16 protein-coding genes are annotated in these 19,925 nt (G+C 64.9%); 10 read left to right on the top strand and 6 right to left on the bottom strand.

Translation table 11 applies throughout. From position 1 onward, the window contains the following. Positions 1-11 precede the first annotated feature (11 nt). The 4 genes from P3T43_RS11050 to P3T43_RS11035 are packed head-to-tail and all read right to left on the bottom strand — an operon-like array spanning position 12 to position 3,589. Positions 12-1,016, bottom strand: a complete 1,005-nt coding sequence (locus tag P3T43_RS11050; protein WP_429281080.1) for a DUF1839 family protein — start codon at positions 1,014-1,016, stop codon at positions 12-14. After that, the gene (locus P3T43_RS11045; protein ID WP_429281079.1) at positions 1,013-2,044 is read right to left on the bottom strand and encodes an amino acid--[acyl-carrier-protein] ligase; all 1,032 of its coding nucleotides are present in this window, start codon (positions 2,042-2,044) and stop codon (positions 1,013-1,015) included. Before P3T43_RS11045 ends, P3T43_RS11050 begins: the two co-directional genes overlap by 4 nt. Before the next feature lies 1 nt (position 2,045). Then, entirely contained in the window at positions 2,046-3,341 is a 1,296-nt protein-coding gene (locus P3T43_RS11040; protein WP_429281078.1) for an acyl-CoA dehydrogenase family protein, read from the bottom strand. Then, on the bottom strand, positions 3,338-3,589 hold the full coding sequence (locus P3T43_RS11035; protein WP_429281077.1) for an acyl carrier protein: 252 nt from the start codon (positions 3,587-3,589) through the stop codon (positions 3,338-3,340). Before P3T43_RS11035 ends, P3T43_RS11040 begins: the two co-directional genes overlap by 4 nt. A gap of 272 nt (positions 3,590-3,861) precedes the next feature. Here P3T43_RS11035 and P3T43_RS11030 point away from each other — a divergent pair, with 272 nt between their 5' ends. The 7 genes from P3T43_RS11030 (at position 3,862) to P3T43_RS11000 (ending at position 11,771) form a co-directional block, all read left to right on the top strand. Then, positions 3,862-4,395: a GNAT family N-acetyltransferase gene (locus P3T43_RS11030; RefSeq protein ID WP_429281076.1), complete on the top strand. Its 534-nt coding sequence runs from the start codon at positions 3,862-3,864 to the stop codon at positions 4,393-4,395. A gap of 9 nt (positions 4,396-4,404) precedes the next feature. Then, complete coding sequence (locus P3T43_RS11025) at positions 4,405-5,928, top strand: hypothetical protein (RefSeq protein ID WP_429281075.1); 1,524 nt, start codon at positions 4,405-4,407, stop codon at positions 5,926-5,928. An 11-nt stretch (positions 5,929-5,939) separates the two neighbouring features. Beyond that, positions 5,940-7,118, top strand: coding sequence for a glycosyltransferase family 4 protein (locus tag P3T43_RS11020; RefSeq protein WP_429281292.1), 1,179 nt, complete (start codon positions 5,940-5,942; stop codon positions 7,116-7,118). Next, positions 7,115-8,269, top strand: coding sequence for a glycosyltransferase family 4 protein (locus P3T43_RS11015; RefSeq protein ID WP_429281074.1), 1,155 nt, complete (start codon positions 7,115-7,117; stop codon positions 8,267-8,269). Before P3T43_RS11020 ends, P3T43_RS11015 begins: the two co-directional genes overlap by 4 nt. Before the next feature lie 127 nt (positions 8,270-8,396). Beyond that, positions 8,397-9,515, top strand: a complete 1,119-nt coding sequence (locus tag P3T43_RS11010) for a glycosyltransferase family 4 protein (RefSeq protein WP_429281073.1) — start codon at positions 8,397-8,399, stop codon at positions 9,513-9,515. Then, positions 9,515-10,519 carry a glycosyltransferase family 2 protein gene (locus P3T43_RS11005; RefSeq protein ID WP_429281072.1) on the top strand — a complete coding sequence of 335 codons (1,005 nt, stop codon included), beginning with the start codon at positions 9,515-9,517 and terminating at the stop codon, positions 10,517-10,519. The genes P3T43_RS11010 and P3T43_RS11005 overlap by 1 nt, the downstream gene beginning before the upstream one ends. 64 nt (positions 10,520-10,583) lie before the next feature. Then, entirely contained in the window at positions 10,584-11,771 is a 1,188-nt protein-coding gene (locus tag P3T43_RS11000; protein ID WP_429281071.1) for a glycosyltransferase family 9 protein, read from the top strand. A gap of 131 nt (positions 11,772-11,902) precedes the next feature. Here the strand turns inward: P3T43_RS11000 and P3T43_RS10995 are convergent, their stop codons facing one another. Together P3T43_RS10995 and P3T43_RS10990 are read right to left on the bottom strand one after the other, a co-directional pair. Then, the gene (locus P3T43_RS10995; protein ID WP_429281070.1) at positions 11,903-13,363 is read right to left on the bottom strand and encodes an oligosaccharide flippase family protein; all 1,461 of its coding nucleotides are present in this window, start codon (positions 13,361-13,363) and stop codon (positions 11,903-11,905) included. A 1-nt stretch (position 13,364) separates the two neighbouring features. Further along, entirely contained in the window at positions 13,365-15,515 is a 2,151-nt protein-coding gene (locus P3T43_RS10990; RefSeq protein WP_429281069.1) for an acyltransferase family protein, read from the bottom strand. 327 nt (positions 15,516-15,842) lie between these two features. Between P3T43_RS10990 and P3T43_RS10985 the strand changes: the two genes are divergently transcribed. Genes P3T43_RS10985 through P3T43_RS10975 form a run of 3 tightly spaced genes read left to right on the top strand, consistent with a single transcriptional unit; the run spans position 15,843 to position 19,770 of the window. Continuing rightward, positions 15,843-17,771, top strand: a complete 1,929-nt coding sequence (locus P3T43_RS10985; RefSeq protein ID WP_429281068.1) for an alpha/beta fold hydrolase — start codon at positions 15,843-15,845, stop codon at positions 17,769-17,771. Next, positions 17,768-18,622 (top strand): class I SAM-dependent methyltransferase, encoded by an 855-nt coding sequence (locus tag P3T43_RS10980; RefSeq protein WP_429281067.1) that lies wholly within the window; start codon positions 17,768-17,770, stop codon positions 18,620-18,622. The genes P3T43_RS10985 and P3T43_RS10980 overlap by 4 nt, the downstream gene beginning before the upstream one ends. Next, complete coding sequence (locus P3T43_RS10975; RefSeq protein ID WP_429281066.1) at positions 18,619-19,770, top strand: acyltransferase family protein; 1,152 nt, start codon at positions 18,619-18,621, stop codon at positions 19,768-19,770. Before P3T43_RS10980 ends, P3T43_RS10975 begins: the two co-directional genes overlap by 4 nt. Positions 19,771-19,925: the final 155 nt, after the last annotated feature.

The raw sequence follows: 19,925 nt of genomic DNA, 5'->3' as shown, positions 1-19,925 counted from the left end.
AGCGGGTAGCGTCAAAACGCGAGCGCGGCAAGCGGCGGCAAGGTCTTGTCGTAGGCGTCTTCAAGGACATCGAAGCAGTCGGTGCACAGATCGTGGCGGCCACGCGCCATGGCCCGTACGAGGCGGAACTGCATCACCATCGACTCCGAGGCGATCTTCTGCGCCGACCCTACGATCTCGGCCGGAATGCCGAAACCTTGCGCGGACAGCCAGAGCAGGTACTTCGACAGAAACTCGAAATTCGCGCCCAGTTGCCGCATCAGGTTGAACGAATACAGATGGAAAAATTTCTCGCCGCGCGTGAGCACGGTGTCCAGATGCTGCGGAAACTCGGCGCGCCATTGGGTGATGGGATTGCGCATGGGCCGGCGCGCCAGGTGGGCGCACAGCAGTTCCGCGGAGGCCTGCGCGAGCGCGGTGCCTTCGAGCGCGGGCCGCACCTGCTTGGCGAATTCGACATACGGATAGAGCAGGTCGGCCTGCCCGCTGAATTGCGGCAGCTTGCGAAACACGCCTTCGTAGTCCTCGCCGTCGAGCAGGTGATAGCCCGTGTTATGGAAATAACCCAGGCGCTGCCCGGCAGGGTCGATGAAGTCGATGCCGACGGTGGTTTTTGGATGTTCGCGCCGGTACGACGTGGCGCGCGTGTTCGGCAGATAGAAGCCGTCCACTTCCACCAGCACCGTGTGGCCACGCAAGGTCTGCGCCAGCACGCGGTCTTCCAGCGAGTCGTAGATCGCCAGTTCCTGCACCTGCGTGCCGTAAAGCCGCTCGAGATCCTCCAGCGGGAATTTGAAGAAGGTGAACTGGTCGCCTTCGAAATCCTGCGTCACGGTGAACGCGAAAGCCGCCCGCGGATCGAGTCCGAAGCCGTGCAGCAGCTCGATCCACAGGTCGACGTAGCAATTGGTCTCCTGCCAGACGCGGTCGCCCTGATGCAGCGCGTGGGGCTCGTGCGAGCGCGGCGGGTGGGGCATGGCCAGCGCGTGAAAGGTGCCGTTCAGCGCGGTCGTCATGCGTCGCCTCCGGCGAGTCCGTGCAGCACGCGGGCCTTGGTATCGCCCCACAGCAGCGCGCGCACGTCGTCCGGCCACACGTTGACATCGAGGCCGTGATGGCGGAACAGCGCCAGCGTGATGCGCTCCATGCCGAAGCCCACGCAGCCCGTGTGCGCCACCGAGCCGTCCGCACATTCGATCTTCCAGATCGCGCCGAAGTGATCCATGTGATAGTTGAACGACAGGCAGGCCGTCTTGCCGTCCGCATTGGCCACCGGAATCAGCAGTTCGAACTTGAGCGCCTGGGCGCGCTGGCTGTCCGCGACGATCTTGCCGCCGCGGCCGAAGAACGGGTCGTTGGCGAGGTCGACGTCGACCGGCAACTGCAGCATGTTCACGAGCGCCGAGCCGCGTTCGATCCACATCTGACGAAACGCCATGACCTGCTCCGCGTTGCCGAGGCGCACGTATTCGCGCTGGCGGAACATCTGCATGCGGGCCGGATCGAGCGACGGTTCGTGGCGGAAGCAATACGACAGCACGTCGATCGTGCGGCCTTCTTCGGGCAGCGGACCGCGCCGCGCCATCACCGGATAGATCGGATAGCAGGCAGCCGGGGTCAGCACCACGCGGGTGGGTTTCTGCTGCGCCATCCATTCGTCGCTGCGATCGTCGTCACGCTCGGTCATGGCGTCGTCGAGCGCGCGTAAGAGCCGCTGGTGGCCCATGTCGTTGCCGCAGAACGAATGGATCGTGCCGGCCAGATTCGGGAAGCTCTTCAGATATTCGCTATCTTCGAAGTCCGTACGGCGCATGGCCGGCGGGAAGCGCAACACTTCCGGCTGCTGGTCGGCGCCGAGATGGGTAATCGCGACGTTCAGGCGCTCGACCACGTCCTCGAAGACCTGGCTGCGGCCATACAGGCCGTTTTCGCCGGTGTCGATCAGAATGCCCTTGTCGAGCAGTTCGTCGCGAAAGCTGGGGGCGGCGGGCGCGGTGTCAGCTTGCGCGGCGGCGAGGGCAGCAGTGTCGGTCATGGTGTTCATCTCAGGCTCTCCCCGGTGCGGCCGGACGCTGCGCCAGCAGCAGGCTCGCGGTGTTTTGGGCAATGCGGTCGTTGTTGATCATCAGCGGTGCTGAATACAGGTCGCGCAGATGACGGCCCACGCTGTACTCGGTGCCGTTCTTGTAGCCGGCCATGCCGCAGATCATCAGCACTTCGTGGACCACCTGCAGCGCAGTCGTCGAAATGCTCGTTTTCAGCGTGTTCATGTCGGAGGCGAAGCCGAGCAGCGCGGACAGCGGCACATCGGCCTGACAGGTGCCCTGTTTGGCGAGATGCGCGGCGCGCGCCGCGTCGAGTGCGACGGCAAGGCGCGCCTGCATCATCTGCAGAAGGCCTACGGCTTCGGCCAGACGCAGCCCGGCCGGCGGCACCGAGCCGGGCTTGGCGCGTGCCTGGGCGCGGAAAAACGCTTTGGCCCGATTCACCGCGTCGGTGGCGATGCCGGTCCATACCGCGGCCCACAGGGTGTGCGAGATCGGCAGCATGGTCTGGTCGGCGATCTCGGCGAACGGGGTCGGCAGGATCTGCTCGGCGAGACCCGTCGCCACGAGGCGAAAGCCCTCGCTGCAGGTGCCGCGCATGCCCATCGAATCCCAGCCACCGCGTTTTTCCAGCGTCGTTTCCGCGCGCAACGCCACGATCATCACCTGGTCGGCGGCGGCCGATTCGGCGGTCCGCCGGGCCGTCACGAGAATGCCGTCGGCCTGCGCGCCATAGGAGATGGTGGGCGCGAGCTTCTCGATGCGCAGGCGGTCGCCGTCGAGTTCGACCGAGCAGGCGCTGGTGCGCATATTGCCGCCAATGGTCTCCTCGGAGGTCGCGGAGGCGAGCAGCCACTGCTGTTCGACCAGTTGCGTCAGCAGCGCGCGGTGCCACGGGATGTCGGTGCCGTGCGCTTCGATGCAGGCCACCTGGATCTGGTGCATCGCGTACACCATTGCCGTCGAGGCGCAGCCCTGGGCGAGGATTTCACAAATTGCGGCGACATCGGCAAGCGGCAGACCCGCACCGCCGAACGCTTGCGGCACCAGCGCGGAGAGCAGGCGCTCGCGGCGCAGGGCGTCGAATGCTTCGGTGGGAAAACGCGCCTCGCGGTCGACCGCGTCCGCATATTGCGCCGCGACCTGCGCGGCACGCTGGGCGGCGGCGCGCCAACCGGCGTCAGGTTCGACGGCGGCGAGCGACGCGGCGCCAGCGGCCGTGGGCGGCTCGGCGTGCGCGCCGTCGGGCGGCACCGCGTCATGCGGCACCGCGTCTTGCATGAGCGGGGCGTTCATGCGGCCGCCTTTGCCTGTTGCAGCTCGCTGACCGCGGCGGCGAGCGAGTCGATGGTCGAAAAGAGCCGACGGGTCAGCATGCGATCGGGAATCTCGATGTCGAACTCGTCTTCGATCGCGAGCATCAGATGCACGGTCGCGAGCGACGACAGGCCCGCCGCATAGAGGTCGGCGTCGTCCGCCAGGGTCTCAGGCGGCACGTCGAGACGTGCTGACTCGGAAAGAATGCGTCGCAATGCAGTTTTCATGGGAAGGCGCCCCCTCAAGGTGATGTCGCTATACCGCTTCTGGTTGGATTCGCCACGCTCGCCACCACGGCGGCGAATGCGTTGCCGAGGTGCCGAGCGCTACGGGTTCGGACAATGTGTGCCGGCTGACCGTATTTAACTGATCGCGATGCAGCATCGTCGGTGCGCTTCCGCACGGAGATTCAAGGGTCGGTAGCGGTAACGTGCAGTCATGGCAACGGGCACGTCCAAATGGGCAAATCCCGTCACGTGAATCGCTGGGGGGAAACCTGATGAACTGGAAAACACTCGAATTCGAACAGTTCACGGCACGCGAGTTGTATCTGGTGATGCGTGCGCGCAGTGCGGTGTTCGTCGTCGAACAGTCACATGTCTGTCTGGATGCAGATGGGCACGATGAACAGGCACTGCATGTGTTTGCAGTCGAGGACATGTCCCGGCCGATGCCGGTGATGGCGTACGCGCGCATCCAGCCCGGCGACGCCGAAGACCCCGAAGTGTTGATCGACAAGGTACTGACGAGCCCCGCGCGGCGCGGCGACGGGACGGCGGAAATGCTGATCGAGCGGGTCTTGCAGGCGATTGCCGAGCGGTGGACGGCACGCGTGGTGCGGGTCACCGCGCCAGTCAGCCTGCGCGGCTTCTACGAGCAGTTCGGGTTTCGTAAGACCGAAGGGCCGTTTCTCGAACATGGGATGCCGTTTATCGGCCTCACGTGCCAGTTGCGCGGCGCGCGCACCACGGCGGGCAACTGGCGGCGCGAGCGCAGTGCCGCGCCGGTGGCCAGCACGTTCGAACTGCTCTGAGGGCCCGCAATGATCCATGCTTCGGGGATGCCGATCCCGCCGCGCCCGCGCCAGTTGCATCCCTTGCGCCAGGACAAGCGGGCGCGTTCGATGACGGCACGGCTGATGGGGCCTGTCGCGTTACCGGTTGCCATGTATGTGCTGACGCTGCTGCTGATTGTCGCGCACCAGGGCAGAGTTCTGGAGTTGTCGTATACGCTGATGTCGACGCTGGTCGCGTTCCATCTGTACCGGCGCTATCCCGCGCATTATCTCGGCTTCGTGTGCTGGCTGTATTTCCTCACGCCCGAGGTGCGGCGCTTCGCCGATTTCTTCAATGGTTCGTTCAACGCCAAAAGTCCGATCATGCTGGCGCCGCTGGTGGCGGCGGCGATCTCGGGCCTTTCGGTGCTGTCGCATCATCGCATCCTGGGGCAACGTCGCGCGATGCCGCTCGTGCTGATGTTGATTGCGCTGTTCTACGCGTTCGTGATCGGTATCGTGAGCGTCGGCGTGGCGCCGGCCTGCTATACGCTGATCGGCTGGATCTTGCCGGTGTTGATCGGCATTCATCTGGTCGTCACGTGGAAGGAGTATCCGGTCTATCACCGCGTGCTGCTCAAGACCTTCGTGTACGGCAGTTTCCTGCTAGGCACCTACGGCATCTACCAGTTCATATCGCCGCCGCCCTGGACGGTGTTCTGGATGGTGGGATCGGGCATGGGCACCTCGGAAGGTGTGCCTGTGCCGTTTGGCCTGCGCATCTCCAGCACGATGAATTCGTGCGGCCCGTTCGCTATCACGATCATGACCGGCTTGCTGATGTCGCTCGCCGCGCGCGGCAAGATGCGCATCGCGGCGGGTATCGTGGGCGTGCCGGCGCTGCTGTTCACATCGGTACGGACTGCCTGGGGCGGGATCATTATCGGCCTCATCTATCCGCTTGCGATGCTCGACGGCAGGAGCCGCGTGCGGCTGCTGGCCTGCGTAATCTGCCTGTTCGGGCTCTGTTTGCCGCTGACGATGATCGACGCGGTATCGGGCCGGATCGTCTCGCGTGTGCAGACCATCGGCAATCTCAGCGACGATAATAGCTTTCAGGCGCGCTCGAGTTTTTACCAGAACTTTTCCTCGTTTGCCACGGCTTCGATCGCCGGGAAAGGGCTCGGCTCAGTGGGGCTCGGCACCAAGCTGGCCGACGATCCGAGCCAGCTCACCGGCTCGATCGACAGCGGCATCGTCGAGGTGTGTGTCGTGATGGGTTGGCCAGGCACGCTGCTGTATGTCACCGGCGTGTTCATGCTGATCTGGCGTGCCATCAAGGCCAGCCTTTCGCAATCGCGGGACCGCTTCGCCATCTCCGGCGTGGGGGTCGCCATCTCCATCTTTGCCATGATGGTGATGATCAATACGCTGCAAAGCGAGCCAGGCATGCTGTTCGTCATCGGCGTGCTGATGCCGGTCATCGGCTTGCGCTACGCGCGCCACAAACGCGATAGCGATCTGGCTCGCGCAAGCGCGGTCGCCCATGCTGCCGTGCAGGTGCGAGCATGAGGTCCGAAGCGCTGCGGGTTCTGATCGTGACGCATGTGGTCCGCAACAACGACGGGCAAGGGCGGGTGAACTACGAAGTGGCGCGGGCCGCGCTCGCGGCCGGCTATCGTGTGACGATTGTCGCCTCGGAGTGTGCCCGCGAGTTGCGCGAGCATCCGCGTCTGCGCTATGTCGAGATTCCCGTGAGCCGGCTGCCGACCCGGCTCATCAAGTACCAGATGTTCGCGTTGCACAGCAGCGCGTGGATTCGTTCGCATCGCGCGGAGTTCGACATCGTGCACGTGAACGGTTTCATTACGTGGGCGCGTGCCGACGTCAACACGGTGCATTTCGTGCATGACGGCTGGTACCGTTGCGGCTTTTATCCGTTCCGGGTGACGGCGGGCGCGCGTGCGGCTTACCAGGTGGCGTACACGAAGCTCAATGCGTTGTGCGAGCAATGGGCCTTCCGTCACGCCCGCGCAGTGGTGCCGGTGTCGCAAAAGGTCGGCGCAGAGGTGCGCGCGCTCGGCATCGACGCGGGTACGCTGCATGTGATTCACAACGGCGTCGACACGGACGAATTTGCGCCGGGCCCGGCGATGCGCGAGGTCTTCGGTTTGCCTGCAGATCCCTTCATGTTGCTGTTCGCAGGCGATCTGCGCATGTCGCGCAAGAACCTCGATGCGGTGTTGCGCGCGCTGGTATCGACGCCGCCGCATGTCCATCTTGCGGTGGCGGGCATCCTGCGCAACAGTCCTTATCCAGCACTCGCGCAGACGCTTGGCGTGAGCGACCGGGTGCATTTTCTCGATCTTGTCCGCGATATGCCGGGCTTGATGCGTTCCGTCGACGCGTTTGTGTTTCCATCACGTTATGAGGCGATGAGTCTCGTGATGCTCGAAGCCCTTGCGGCAGCGTTGCCGGTTGTGACGGTGGCGACGGCGGGAGGCGCCGAGGTGATCGACAGCCGTTGCGGCGTGGTGCTCGACAGCCCCGAAGATATCGCGGGTCTTGCAGAGGCGATCACGCGTCTGGCGCGGGACCCTGCGCACGCCCGCAGCATGGGCGATGCGGCGCGGGAGCTGGCGAAGTCGCTGACGTGGCAGGCAATGGCGAACCACTATCTTTCGCTCTACGAAGAACTTGCCAGCCAGCGCGCCACCTCCCGCACGCGTATCGCGGGCCCAGCCGTGTCGGCCAAATCATGAGCGGGCGCATCGATTCGTTGCAGATCGGCATGCACTGGTTTCGTGAGCGGCCGGGTGGGCTCGATCGTGTCTTCATGGCGCTGATCGAATCGCTGCCTGCGCAGGGCGTCGACGTGCGCGGACTGGTGGCGGGCAGCGCGAATGTCTTTAACGAATCGAGCGGCACGATCCATACCTTCGCGACCGCCCAGCAATCGCTCGGCTCGCGGCTGTGGCAGGCGCGGGCTCACTCGCGCAAGCTCAAGCGGGCGCGGCGGCCCGACGTCGTGGCGACGCACTTCGCGCTGTATGCCGCGCCGACGCTGGGCGTGTTCCCGGGCATCCCGAAGGTGGTGCATTTTCATGGGCCGTGGGCTTCCGAGACCAGCGTCGAAGGTCGCGGGCCGATGTCGCGCGCGGTGCGCCGTGCGGTCGAATGGAGCGTGTACCGGGGCGCGGCACGGCATATCGTGCTGTCGCGCGCGTTCGGCCGGATCCTGCACGAAGACTATGGCGTGCGTGAGGAATCCATCCGCATCGTGCCGGGTTGCGTCGAGGTCGACCGGTTCGATACCGACGTGACGAAACAGCAGGCGCGTACCGCGTTAGGTCTGCCCAACGACCGGCCGCAACTGTTCTGCATTCGCAGACTGGTGTCGCGTATGGGACTCGAGGATCTGATCGACGCCATGTTCGTCGTCAGGCAGGCGGTTCCCGACGTACTCCTGACGATTGCCGGCAAAGGTCCGCTCGAAGCTGCCTTGCGTGGCCGCATCGCGGCGCGTGGCCTGTCGGACCATGTCAGGCTGGTGGGATTCGTTTCTGACGATGCGTTGCCGCTCTGGTATCGCAGCGCCGACGTGACGATCGTGCCAACGGTCACGCTCGAAGGCTTCGGCCTGACGACCGCGGAGTCGCTCGCGTCGGGTACGCCCGTGCTGGTGACGCCGGTGGGCGGGCTGCCGGAGGCGGTAGCGCCGCTCTCGGAGAATCTGGTGTTGCCCTCGGTGGGGTTTCATGCAATCGGCACCGGCATTGTCGATGCCTTGCTCGGCAGGCGCGTGATGCCGGATGAGCAGGCGTGCCGCGACTATGCGCGGGCACGCTTCGACCATCCAGTGATCGCGGCGCAGGTGGCCGACGTGTATCGCGAGGCAGTGGGGGAGCGCTAAGCGAGCGCTGAATGCGCGCCGCACGAACGCGGACGTGCGGTCAGTAAAAACTGCGGGCGGCCGCACAGACTCGCTGCACCGCAGCGTCGACCATAGACCTGCCTACAACGACCGGCCCGAGCGCCCCATGCGAATCATCCATCTCGCCAACCATATTCAACTGATCGGCAATGGCATCGTCAACATGATGATCGATCTGGCCTGCCTGCAGGCGCAGGCCGGTCACGAGGTCGTGGTGGCGTCTTCCGGCGGCGAGTTCGCCGAACTGCTGGCGAGCCATGGTGTGCGTCATGTGCACCTCGCGCAGTCGCGCGATCCATGGCGCGCCCCGGCGATGTTGCTCGAATTCAACCGGCTGGTGCGGCGCTTCGATCCCGATGTGGTGCATGCGCACATGATGACCGGTACCTTGCTCGCGCGTTTTGGCGTCATGCGACGCCGTTTCGTCGTGGTCGCCACGGTTCACAACGAATTTCAGAGAAGCGCCTCGCTGATGCGTTTCGCGGATCGCGTAGTGGCGGTGACCCAGGCCGTCGCTGCGTCGATGGCCACGCGCGGCGTGCCGCCAGAACGTTTATCAGTCGTGCTGAACGGTACCGTGGGCACGCCGCGGCTCGCGGGCGTGCCGATGCCGCCTTCGCCACAATTACGGCGTCCCTCCATTACCACCGTCGCCGGCATGTATCAGCGCAAAGGCATCCACGACCTGTTGCGTGCCTTTGCGCGTGTGCGCGAGCGCTTTCCGCAGGCCACGCTCTACCTGGTCGGCAACGGTCCGGACCGCGCCATGATGGAGGCGCTCGCCGAGGAACTCGGACTCGGGGACAGTGCGCAGTTCGCCGGTTTCGTCGGCAACCCTGCGGCCTATCTGGCGGAGACGGACGTGTTCGTGCTTGCTTCGCACAAGGAGCCCGGCGGTCTCGTGCTGTGCGAAGCGCGCGAAGCCGGCTGCGCGGTGGTTGCCACGCGCGTGGACGGCAATCCGGAGATGGTCGGCGGCGAAGCGTCCGCGTTGCTCGTGCCGGCCGCCGATCCCGAGGCGCTGGCGGCGGCGATCGGACGCCTGCTGGAGGACCACGCATTCCGAGCGGAACTGGCGGCACGCGGGCAGCGCAATCTCGCGGCGTTTTCGGTGCAGCGCGTATGCGAGGCGTACCTGCAGCTCTATGAACGGACGATCGACGAGTGGCGTCCGTCGCGCGGCGCACGGGTGCGCGGCGCCACTTCCTACCGTGGGATGCCGTGATGCTCGACGCACCCTACGCCACGCGCAAAGCGCCCGCCGAACCTGCCGTTTCTCCGGCACAGTCCGGGCGCGTGCGCGCCGCCCAGACTCAGCCGCAGCCGGCGGTTGCCACACAAGTGCAGCCGCAGTTCGCAGTCTGCGTCACGACCATGAACCGCGCCGATGCGCTCGCGGCCTGTCTCGACAACCTGCTGCGCTGCGAGCCGCCGCCGGCCGTGGTGGTGGTCAGCGACGACTCGCCTGACGAAGCGACCCGTGCCGTCAACGAGGCGATCGTCGCGGCCCGGCCGGGCGCGGTGTATCTCGCGGGGCCGCGACGCGGCGTCTGTGCGAATCGCAACAACGCGGTGTACCACTGCCTCACGCATACACCAGACTGCACCCATGTCTCGTTCGTGGACGACGACATCCAGGTCAGCGCTGATTTTTTCGCGGTGGCGCGTACCCACGTCGAACGCCTGCGCACGGGTTCGGGCGACACGGTGATCCTGACGGGCGGCGCTTCGAGCGGCCCGCATCTGTACGAATGCCGCCCGGTGCGGCTGTCGTTTGCCGGCTACTTTACGGAAGGCGTGGTGCCGCAATGCATCAACCTGCACGCGTCGGTGTTTCCGTTGGCGCTGTTCGACCATGACCGATGGGATGAAAACATTTTCTTCGGCACCGAAGACGCCGAGTTGACCTTGCGGGCACTGCGGCGCGGCTACACGATCGAACTCGTGCCCACGCTGCGCTCGCGCGACACCATGCCGGGCGGCGGCGTGCTGCAGGGCGCCGGCGCCTCGGGCGGGTTGACCCGCTATCAGGTGAACTGCGAGGCCGCGCGGCTTTACATCGGCGTCAAACGCTATTGTGTGATCGAGCCGAGCATCGTCCGGTGCGCGGCGTTCCTGTCGATCTATTTTGGCCACCTGACACTGTATCTCGCGCGTCATCGCGCGTTGTCCCAGCTCGTGCCGATCGTCAGGATATCGAATGTCTGGCGTGCCCGTACGGCCCGCTGACAGGACGGCAGACTACGCAGGAGCCCGGAGGAAATCGCGTAACGCATTTTCGTGGAGCACGAACATGGGATGGAAGGGTTCACTTTTAGAAGCGCCGGTGTGGGTGCTCGGCCGGATACTGCGATCGGGTCTCGATCCGGCCCATGAAGCGCCGAAAGAAATTCTGGTGTTACGCCCGAACGATCTGGGCGATCTGCTGACGACCACGCCGATCTTCGAGGCGCTGCGGCGGCGTTTTCCGTCGAGCCGGATCATTGCCGGTGTCGGCGCATGGGGCCGCGCCATCGTCGAGAACAATCCCTTCGTCGACGAGATCGTCGAACTCGACGCACCCTGGAACAACAAGTTCGTCCCGGACCGGTCGCTCGCGAGCGTGTTCCGCTTTATCTGGAGCGGCAAGCAGGTCAAGGCGCTGCGCAGGCGCGGCGGTTTCGACGTGGGCATCGACGTCCTCGGCAGCCACATGGGCTCGTTACTGATGATGCGTCTGGGCGTGCGCTACAAGATCGGCGTGCGCGGCTATCGCGGTGGATGGAGCGCATGCGACCAGTATTCGCACTTCGTGCTTCGGCACGTCTCGCTCGCCGCGCTTGCCCAGGCCGAGTTGCTGGGGGCCGTGTCGCTGCCCGAGCCGCGGCCACAGCTTTATCTGACCGCTGCCGAGCGCGCCCGGGCTAGCGGGCTCTGGGGTGCCGGCGCAGCATCGTCCGGGACTGCGCCGCTGCGGGTGCTGGTGGGGAGCGCCGCGGGACACAGCGACAAGAGCTGGTCACGCGAAGCGCTCGGCACGGCGCTCGGCGAAGTCGTTCGCGCTTCCGTTGGGCGGCCGGTGGATGTCGTGATTGTCGGCAGTGCCGCCGATCAGGCCGGCGCCGAAGCGGTGATCGCCGCGAGCGGGACGCCTGGCAGCATCCGCTCGCTGGCGGGACAGGTGACGCTACGCGAGACGTTCGCGCTTACCGAGCAGGCCGATGTCGTGCTGACCAACCCGTCGATGCTGTTGCACGTGGCGGCGGCCTTTCGCCGTCCGACGGTGGCGGTTCTGGGCGGTACGTTTGCGGATCGCGACGAGCACGATATTGTGTGGGGTTATCCTGCGCCGTATTCGAGCGTCGCACCGTTGCAGCTCGTGCCAGAAACGCCGGAGCTTAACTGGCCGTCGGTCGAACGGGTCGTCGAGGCTGTCTTGCTGGCGGCGCAGTGCCGCCCGGCGTGCGAGGCGCGGCCTCAGGAAGCGCACCTGCCGGTCTGATCACCCTTCAGGAATGCCGCAATCGTGCGGCGACTTCATCCGTCCGTAGCAGTCTCAATCCGCGCGTAGCAAGCGCAATCCTGCGGCAACCCCAATCCGCCCACAGCAACCTCAGTCGGCCCGAATCAACCTCAATTGGTCTGCAGCGACAGCCGCGTCCAGAGCTTGCGCAACATGTCCCGCAACGCTCTCGAGCGGTATAACGACCAGCCGAGGTTCGCAGCCGTGAGCGCGATGCCCGCTGGCACGATCAATTGCAGTCCGCTCAGATTGGCGGCGATGGTCAGCGCGGCAAGCAGGAACCCGAGGTGGGCCAGCATATTGAGGAGAATGGCACGCACGTGAATGCGCGCGAAGTAGAGATAGGCACCGTAGTCGAACAGGGCCTTCGCCACCACCACGGTGCCGGCGCCGACGATACCGAACACGTGCGTCGCGAACCACAGTCCCGCCACGAAGAAGGGCAGTTGCAGCCAGCTCACGCGCGCGACGTAGGCAGGATTGGCCTGCGCCTGGATCAGGATGCCGAGAATACCGGATTGACCCGCGAGCCAGACGCCCAGCACGAGAATCCGTCCAACCGGTGCGGACGCGGCGGCAATCGGCGCGCCGAGCCACAGGGTCAGAAACGGCGCGAGCGCGAACAGTGCCACGATCATGCAGGGCGTGAAGGCACCGTTGAGAAAGCCGAGCGCGTCGCGGGCGAGATCGTCGGCGTCGGTGCGGGATGCGGCCGACAGGCGAGGAAACAGCGAGCGCAGCATGGCGCTCGGCAGCATGTTCAGACGCTGTACCAGGTTTTGCGGGGTGGCGTAGTACGTCACGAAGCGCGCGCCGAGGATGGCGCCGATCAGCACGCGATCGAGCGACCCGGCAATCGCACCGCCGCCGGAAAAGAGCAGCATCCACTTGCCGTAGCCGAACAGTTCGCCGATCACCTTGCGCTCGGGCTTGCGAATGCGTTGGATGCCGAGCGCGCGAAACGTTGCGACGCCGAGCATGATGCCGGCAATCAGACGCGCGCAGACCGCCGCCGGGATCACCACGGCGAGCGAAGGCGAGAAACAGTAAATCGCGGCGAGCGGCAGAAGTTGGAACAGCATCGTGCCGATGGTCTGGTTGGTGTTGTAACTCGCAAACCGTTCGACTGCCGTGATGGCGCCGGCGAACACCCACGTCACATTGGCGAGCGGCACCGCGATGGCGATCCAGGGGAGCGCCGCCATGACCTCGCGCTGAAAAGCCGGCTCGATATGGACTCCGTAGATAACGTAGAGGTAAGCGCCGAAATAGACGATCACGCCGCCCACGATGCCCGTCGCGAGATTGAGGAAGCACGCGCCCCAGAAAATCCGCTCGACCGAATCGTCTTTCGCGTCGCGCACCTTGGCGATCTGATTTTCGGTGGCGAGGCTCGTGCCCAGATCGAGCAGACTGAAGTAGCCGATCAACGCCCACACCAGGTTGATCACACCGTATCGCTCGACCCCCATCAGGTGGATGTAGGCCGGGACGGTCGCGAGGGAAACGATGGTCGGCGCGATCAGCCCCGCGAAGTTGATGACGATATTCTTGAGAAGGGTTTTTTCCATTTCACAGCAGGCCGGTGATGTCGTGCTCGAAGAGGTCGGCCCCCTGCGCACTCACATGGTTGTCGTCTTCGTAGACAGGCACGCCGTTCAGAACGGCTTTGCAGGTGGGTCCTGCGCAAAGCGCGGGCAGCGGGTCGAAGATCTTCACGCCCGGCAGGGTGGCGAGCTGCGCGACCACCGCGCGATTAAACGCTTCTTGCGCCTGGCTGACAGCCGTGTCCGGCTCGACCCACGCCGGATCGGCATAGGCTCTTGGCAACAGATAGGCCTTCAGAACAGGGGGATTCTGAAAAATCACGACGCGTGGCGCGCTGCCCAGCAGGGCTTTGACCGTCAACGGAAGCTGACTCGCGAGTGCCGCGCGGGAGGTGGCCTGGGTCGCGTCGTTGCGTGCATCGGTAGTCACGTAGTGGGTCGCTTTCTGCAACTCGCCGTCGCTGATCCAGCCGTTGCTATAGAGGCTCCAGCGCGCGACAAGGAATACCACGGCAGGCTTGAGCTGCTGAATCGAGGCGAGAACCGGCTCCGCCAGTCCCAGCCGTGAGCAGTACTGCGCGCTTTCCGCGCCGTCGCTGCGCCGTGTATCGAGCAGCGGCGGACAGCCCAGATGCGAGATCACCATCAGACGCAGGTTGCGCTCGTAGGCGATCTTCGCGAAGACCGGCAGCCATGCTCCGGCATGCGAATCGCCCCAGACCACCATCAACGGGCCGCTTGCCGTGCTGTTATAAGCCTTGCAGAGGGCGTCGGCTTGCGCCAGCGGCAAATGGCAAGGCTCTTCCACGTATTGATGCCTGAGCGAAGCGTCGAGCGCGAGTTGCGTCATACCGGGAGTTTGTGCCACGGCACGGGACGGCAGCCCATCTGCGCGATACAGGTGCGCGCCGAATGCCGCGAGGCCTGCCAGCACCGCGCACAACATGAAGATTTTCATGGTGTCGTTTTTCCACGCGCGCAGCGGACGTTCGATCCATCGATGGGTCGCCGCAGCAAGTAGAAAGCTGGCCGCCAGCAGCGCGAGCTTCGTGCCGTTCGAAACCAGGCCAAGGTCGACGATGTTCGCGAACGACAGCAGCGGCCAGTGCCACAGATAGAGAGGATAGCTGATCAAACCGATATAGACGGCCACCCGATGGCTCAGCAGCTTGCGGTTGAGCCACGCCTGCGGGCCTGCCCCGATGACCAGAAACGCACCCACGGTGGGCAGCAGGGCGCGCCAGCCTGGGAAGACATCGTTCTTGTCGAACAGCAGAATGCCTGCGCCGATCAGAAGCAGACCGGCAATCGACCAGACATTGCTCTTTTGCGGCAGCAGGTGCTGCTTATGCAGAACCAGGTAGGCGAGCGTGCCGCCGATCATCAGTTCCCAGAAGCGCGAGAACGGCGAATAGAAGGCGGCGGTGGGGTCGGCATGAGCGGTCATCAAGTTCACCGCAAACGACGCCGCACCGATGATGCCGGTGAGCGTCAGGAAGCCGAGCCGGCGCTTCCAGGCGAAGCCCACCAGCACCGGCCAGAAGATATAAAACTGCTCCTCGATACCGAGCGACCACAGATGCAGCAGCGGCTTGGTGGCCGCGGTGTTGTCGAAATAGCCGGATTCGCGCCACAGGGCGATGTTCGATACAAACGTGGCGCCGGTGAAAATATGTTTGCCGAGTTGCTGATATTCGGCCGGCATCAGCGCGAACCCGCCGAACCCGAGGCAGGCGCACAGCACGAGGGCGAGCGCCGGGAAGATCCGCTTGATCCGCCGCGCGTAAAACGTGACGTAGCTGAAGTGGCCCGCTTCGAGGCTTTCGAAAATGATCGAACTGATCAGGAAGCCGGAAATCACGAAGAACAGATCGACGCCGACATAGCCGCCGCGCACCAGCGACGGAAAGGCGTGGAATCCCAACACGGAGAGGACCGCGATCGCGCGCAGTCCGTCTATGTCCGGCCGGTAGCCGGGCGCATGCAGCGGCTGCCGCGGCGTGGGCGTGCTGTCGGCCGTGACGTGGCCCGCGGCGGGCGCCGGCCGGTCGGTCGCGGTGTCGCGAAAGAACCCCGTGGCCGGTGCGGCGACGGCCGCGCTGCGGCCGTCGGTATCAGCAGATGAGACGCTGACTTCCATCATCGGCAATGAAGCGTCCTTGCTTTTGAATAGCATGCTGGACTCGAGCTGTGCTGTGGCTTACGGTGCTGTGGACAGCGACTGGCGCGCATCGGGAAAAAACATGCACGCGCAGTCCGCCTGCCCACGGGCTTGACGATGGCCCCGATTGTGCATCGTGGCCGCCGCGCACAGTGTGGTCGGGCGTACAGATAGGCCGACGCGCGTTTGGTTAAATCCCGACAAATACCTGACACACCCGTTTTCCATTGGAAATAGCCAGTGGCGGACAGGACACGCCAGACCGTGCCGACCGATCCGACACCGCAATGGGACCTCCTTCGCGCGCCTCGACCCGGTCACGCTATCGCACAAGGACATACGATGAAACCTGTCGTCTTCGACGGCTGTGTGGGTTGGCTGCATCCGGCGCAGGGCCAGCATGGGATCGTCCTGTGCAATCCGTTCGGCTACGACGCGCTGTGCACCTACCGCGGCTGGCGCCGGCTCGCGGAGCGCCTCGCCGCGGCGGGCATACCGGTGTTGCGCTTCGACTACCCGGGTTGCGGCGATTCGCTCGGCGACGAACAGGACCCGGGCAGGGTGGACGCGTGGCTCGACAGCATCGGCGCCGCGATCCGCTATCTGCGGCAGACGACCGGTGTCGCCCAGGTGTCGCTGTGCGGGTTGCGCCTCGGTGCCACCCTGGCGGCGCTCGCGGCGCAACGCTCGGGAGACGTGGACGGTCTGGTGCTGCTGTCGCCGGCGTTGTCCGGCAAGAACTACGTGCGCGAGTTGCGGGCTCATCGGCAGAGCTGGTTGAGCACGCCCGCAGGGATCAACGCTGAACCGATTGCGGACTCGGCGGCCTATGTCGAGGCGTTCGGTTTCGGTTTGCACGGCGACGATATCGCGCGCCTGACCTCGATCGACCTGCGGGTCGACACGACTGCTCCGGCGCGCCGCGTCCTGATGCTGGATGCGAACGATCGCGGCCGGGCCGCTGCGCTGGTCGAGCATTACCGGACACAGGGCGTGCAGGTCGATCAGCGCCCGTTCGCGGAAGCGGACCGTTTTCTGCTGGAGGCGCTCTACAGCGAGGAACCGGTCGACACTTATGCCGCGCTCACCGAGTGGCTGGTGCAGGCTCCGGCCGGGCACACGGGCGCCGGCAGCATGACCGGCCCTGCAGCGGCGACAACGGGAACGGCGACGGCGGCGACGACGCACCACCCGAACGACATGCTCGAAGCACCCGCCGCACGCTCAGCGCTGCGGCTCGAGCGTGAGCGGGCGGCCGAGCACCCCGTGCTGTTCGGCAATTACTTCGGTATCCATTGCAAACCGGACGTCCCTCGCGAGGGTGCGCCGGCCGTGCTGTTCGTGAACACCGGTGCGAGCCACCATATCGGCGACGGGCGCATCTTCGTGCTGTTTGCGCGCCGGCTCGCCGCGCTGGGCATCGCGTCCTTGCGCATGGATCTGGGCGGACTCGGCGACAGTACGCCGCTCGCCGCGAACGTGACGCTCGACACCATCTATGCGCGCCAGTCGTGCGACGACGCGATGGCCGGTGCCGACTGGCTGGTCGCGAATGGTCACGCACAGGTGGTGGCGTTCGGCGTCTGCGGCGGTGCCTTCAATGGCTTGCATGCATGCGCGAATCATCCGCGCATTGCCGGCTGTTTCGCCGTCAACCTGCAGAAGTTCATCTGGGACGGCGAGGCGCGCACGCCGGGCACCGCGGGGCTCGCGTCGAACCGCGTGCTGCGCCGTTCGGCCTTGAGCGCCGCCAAATGGAAGCGCGTGCTGACCGGTCGCTCGTCGTTGTTACGCGTGGTACGCGGTCTGTCGCAGCGTTTTGCGCGCAGTCTGTTCGTGAGGCTCGCCGATCTGCTCGACGATAAATTAGGTGTCTCGATCGCGCCGAACGAAGCGAAGCAGCTCGTGCAGCGAATCGAAGCGAAGGGCGCGCAGGTTCGTCTGGTCTACGGCGAGTACGACCTGGGACTCGACGAACTCAAGATTCAGTTCGGTGCGCAGATGCAAGGCTTGCGGCGCTTTTCGCGCGTGCATGCTGCGACCTTGAAGCAGCTCGATCATGCCTTGTTCACGATGTCGGCGCGCGAGGCGGCGATGGCCGACGCGCAGCACTGGCTATTCGAACGTTTCGTCACACCGTCGACGGTGACAGCGCCAGCCACGACGCGCAGTGGGCTGCAGCCTATGACGCCGCCGGACGTCGTGAGTCCCATTGGCTTGCCGGATGGGCAGGTGATCTGCGCTAGCGGGCTCGACCGGGTTCGGCAATGAACAGGACAGGTCAACTGGATCGCATCTACCAGCGCGCATGGACGTCGCATATCGCGTCGCGCGAGCTGAGTATTGAAAAGACCTGGGTCGACCTTGGGCTCACTGCGGCATTCGACTGGGTCGCGGGCGAGTGTGCGGGGGAGCCGTTGCTGGAGATCGGCGTGGGCGCGGGTCTGACCATTCCGCTCATGACGCAGATCTCCTGCGATTACACCGGCATCGAATATTCGCCGCGCTTGCTGGAACGGGTACGTCTGCGCTTTCCCGACCTCGATCTGCGTCTGATGGATGCGCGCGACATGGTCGGGCTGGAGTCGGACTACTACGCGCTCGCGGCATTCTGCTGGAACGGGATCGATTGCGTGGACTATCAGGACCGTCAGCGTGTGCTCGAGGAAATGTACCGGGTGACGCGGCCGGGCGGCCTCGTGCTGTTTTCGAGCCATAACCGCGATGGTCCGGGGTTTCGCGAAAGCATCTGGAAACTCAGGCCGCGTCTTTCACGCAATCCCCTGCGGTTTGGCTGGGGTGTCGTGCGCACGCTGCGGCTGTTTCCCATCGCCACGTATCACTATCTGCGGCACATGCGCTGCCGCCGCGATCACGCCGGCTATTCGATCAAGGCCGCGGCGGCGCATTTCTTTCGCATCATGATCGTCTACGTCACGCTGCCGGAACAGCGGCGGCAGCTGGCATCGTTCGGATTCCAGATCGATGCGGTGTTCGGCAGCGGTGACGGCAAGCGCATTTATGCGGAGACGCAGACGAGCGACGCCTGGTGGTTTCACTTTATAGCCCGCAAGCCCGCGCAGGCGCGCGACCTTGCGCCGAATGCACTGGCGGTCAAATGAACGGCAAGCAGGACGACAGCATTCGCAACGTGGAGATGATGCGCGGCATTGCAGCCATGGTGGTCGCGTATTTTCACTGCCGCGTGATTGCGTGGGTGGGTATCCGGCATTACGCGGAGATGTCGCATGTCGTCTTCTCGCTCGATACGCTCCTCGCGTACGTCACGATTCCGTTTGTGTGGGGGTCGATCGGCGTGCCGATCTTCTTCGTCATCAGCGGTTATTGCATCCATCGCGGCCATGCCGCGAAGCTGGCGCGCGACCCGCGTTACCGGCTCGATGCCGCTGACTTCCTGTTGCGCCGCTTCGTGCGGATCTATCCGGTGCTGTTGTTTGCCCTGTTGTTGACGCTCGCGCTCGACAGCATCAGCTTGCAGTTCGTGCCGCATAACGAGCGGCTCGGCGATCTGGGTCTGACCGCGTTCGTCGGCAATCTGTTGGCGCTGCAAGGCATCGCGGTGCCGACCTTCGGTTCGAACGGCGCGTTGTGGACGCTCGCACTGGAGATCCAGTTTTATGCGCTGTATCCGCTGCTGTTCGCCGCGCAGCGCCGGCTAGGCAGCAGCCGGACGCTGGTGGCGCTGGCGTTGCTCAATGCCGCTTCCTATGGGCTGTTCGAACGGCACGGTATCACCGTGTTCACCTCGTACTGGCTGTCTTGGTACCTCGGCGCGTGGGTGGCGCAGTGGCAACTGGCCGGCGGGCGCGCACCGGTGGGTCGCCTCGGCGTGCTTGCCGCGCTGTTGCTGGTCGCGGGCTGTGCGGTGTCGTTCGAGTCCCAGTACAGCGGGTTTCAGTTGTGGGCGCTCGCCTTTGCGCTGTTTCTGCCCATCGTGCTGCAGGCGCGCACCGGCCGTTCGCTGGCCATGCGCTGTCTGGAGAAGGTGGGCGAATTCAGCTATTCGCTGTACGTCGTGCACATTCCCGTGTTCGTGCTGCTGGTGTCGTGGCTGTTTCATTCCGTCAAGCCGGACAGCATTTTTTATTCGATGGGCTTTTTCCTGATCGCGCTGGGTGTCGCCTATGTGTTCCATTTGCTGGTGGAACGTCCGGTTTTGCGGATGCTGCGGAAGATGTCGTCGCGCCGGGCCGGGCGCGTGACGAAGCTCGCCAGCGCCGATCTGCTGCCGCTCGACGGGCGTCGTTAGGCGGCTACCGTGAGGTGGCCCGACAGGGCCGCCAGCAGCCGCGCCAAGGCCAGCAACCGCCAGTGTGTGCGTACGAACAGATTGCACGCCGCCCGCTCTGTTTCAATGGTTCACGGCGTGCAGGTGGACTCGATGGACGCCACACCGGATATCGA

Origin of the sequence: Paraburkholderia sp. GAS41, from assembly GCF_050436545.1 — a bacterium.
GTDB lineage: Bacteria > Pseudomonadota > Gammaproteobacteria > Burkholderiales > Burkholderiaceae > Paraburkholderia.
The sequence above is the reverse complement of the archived record's forward strand: the minus strand, read 5'-3'. Positions and strand labels throughout refer to the sequence as shown.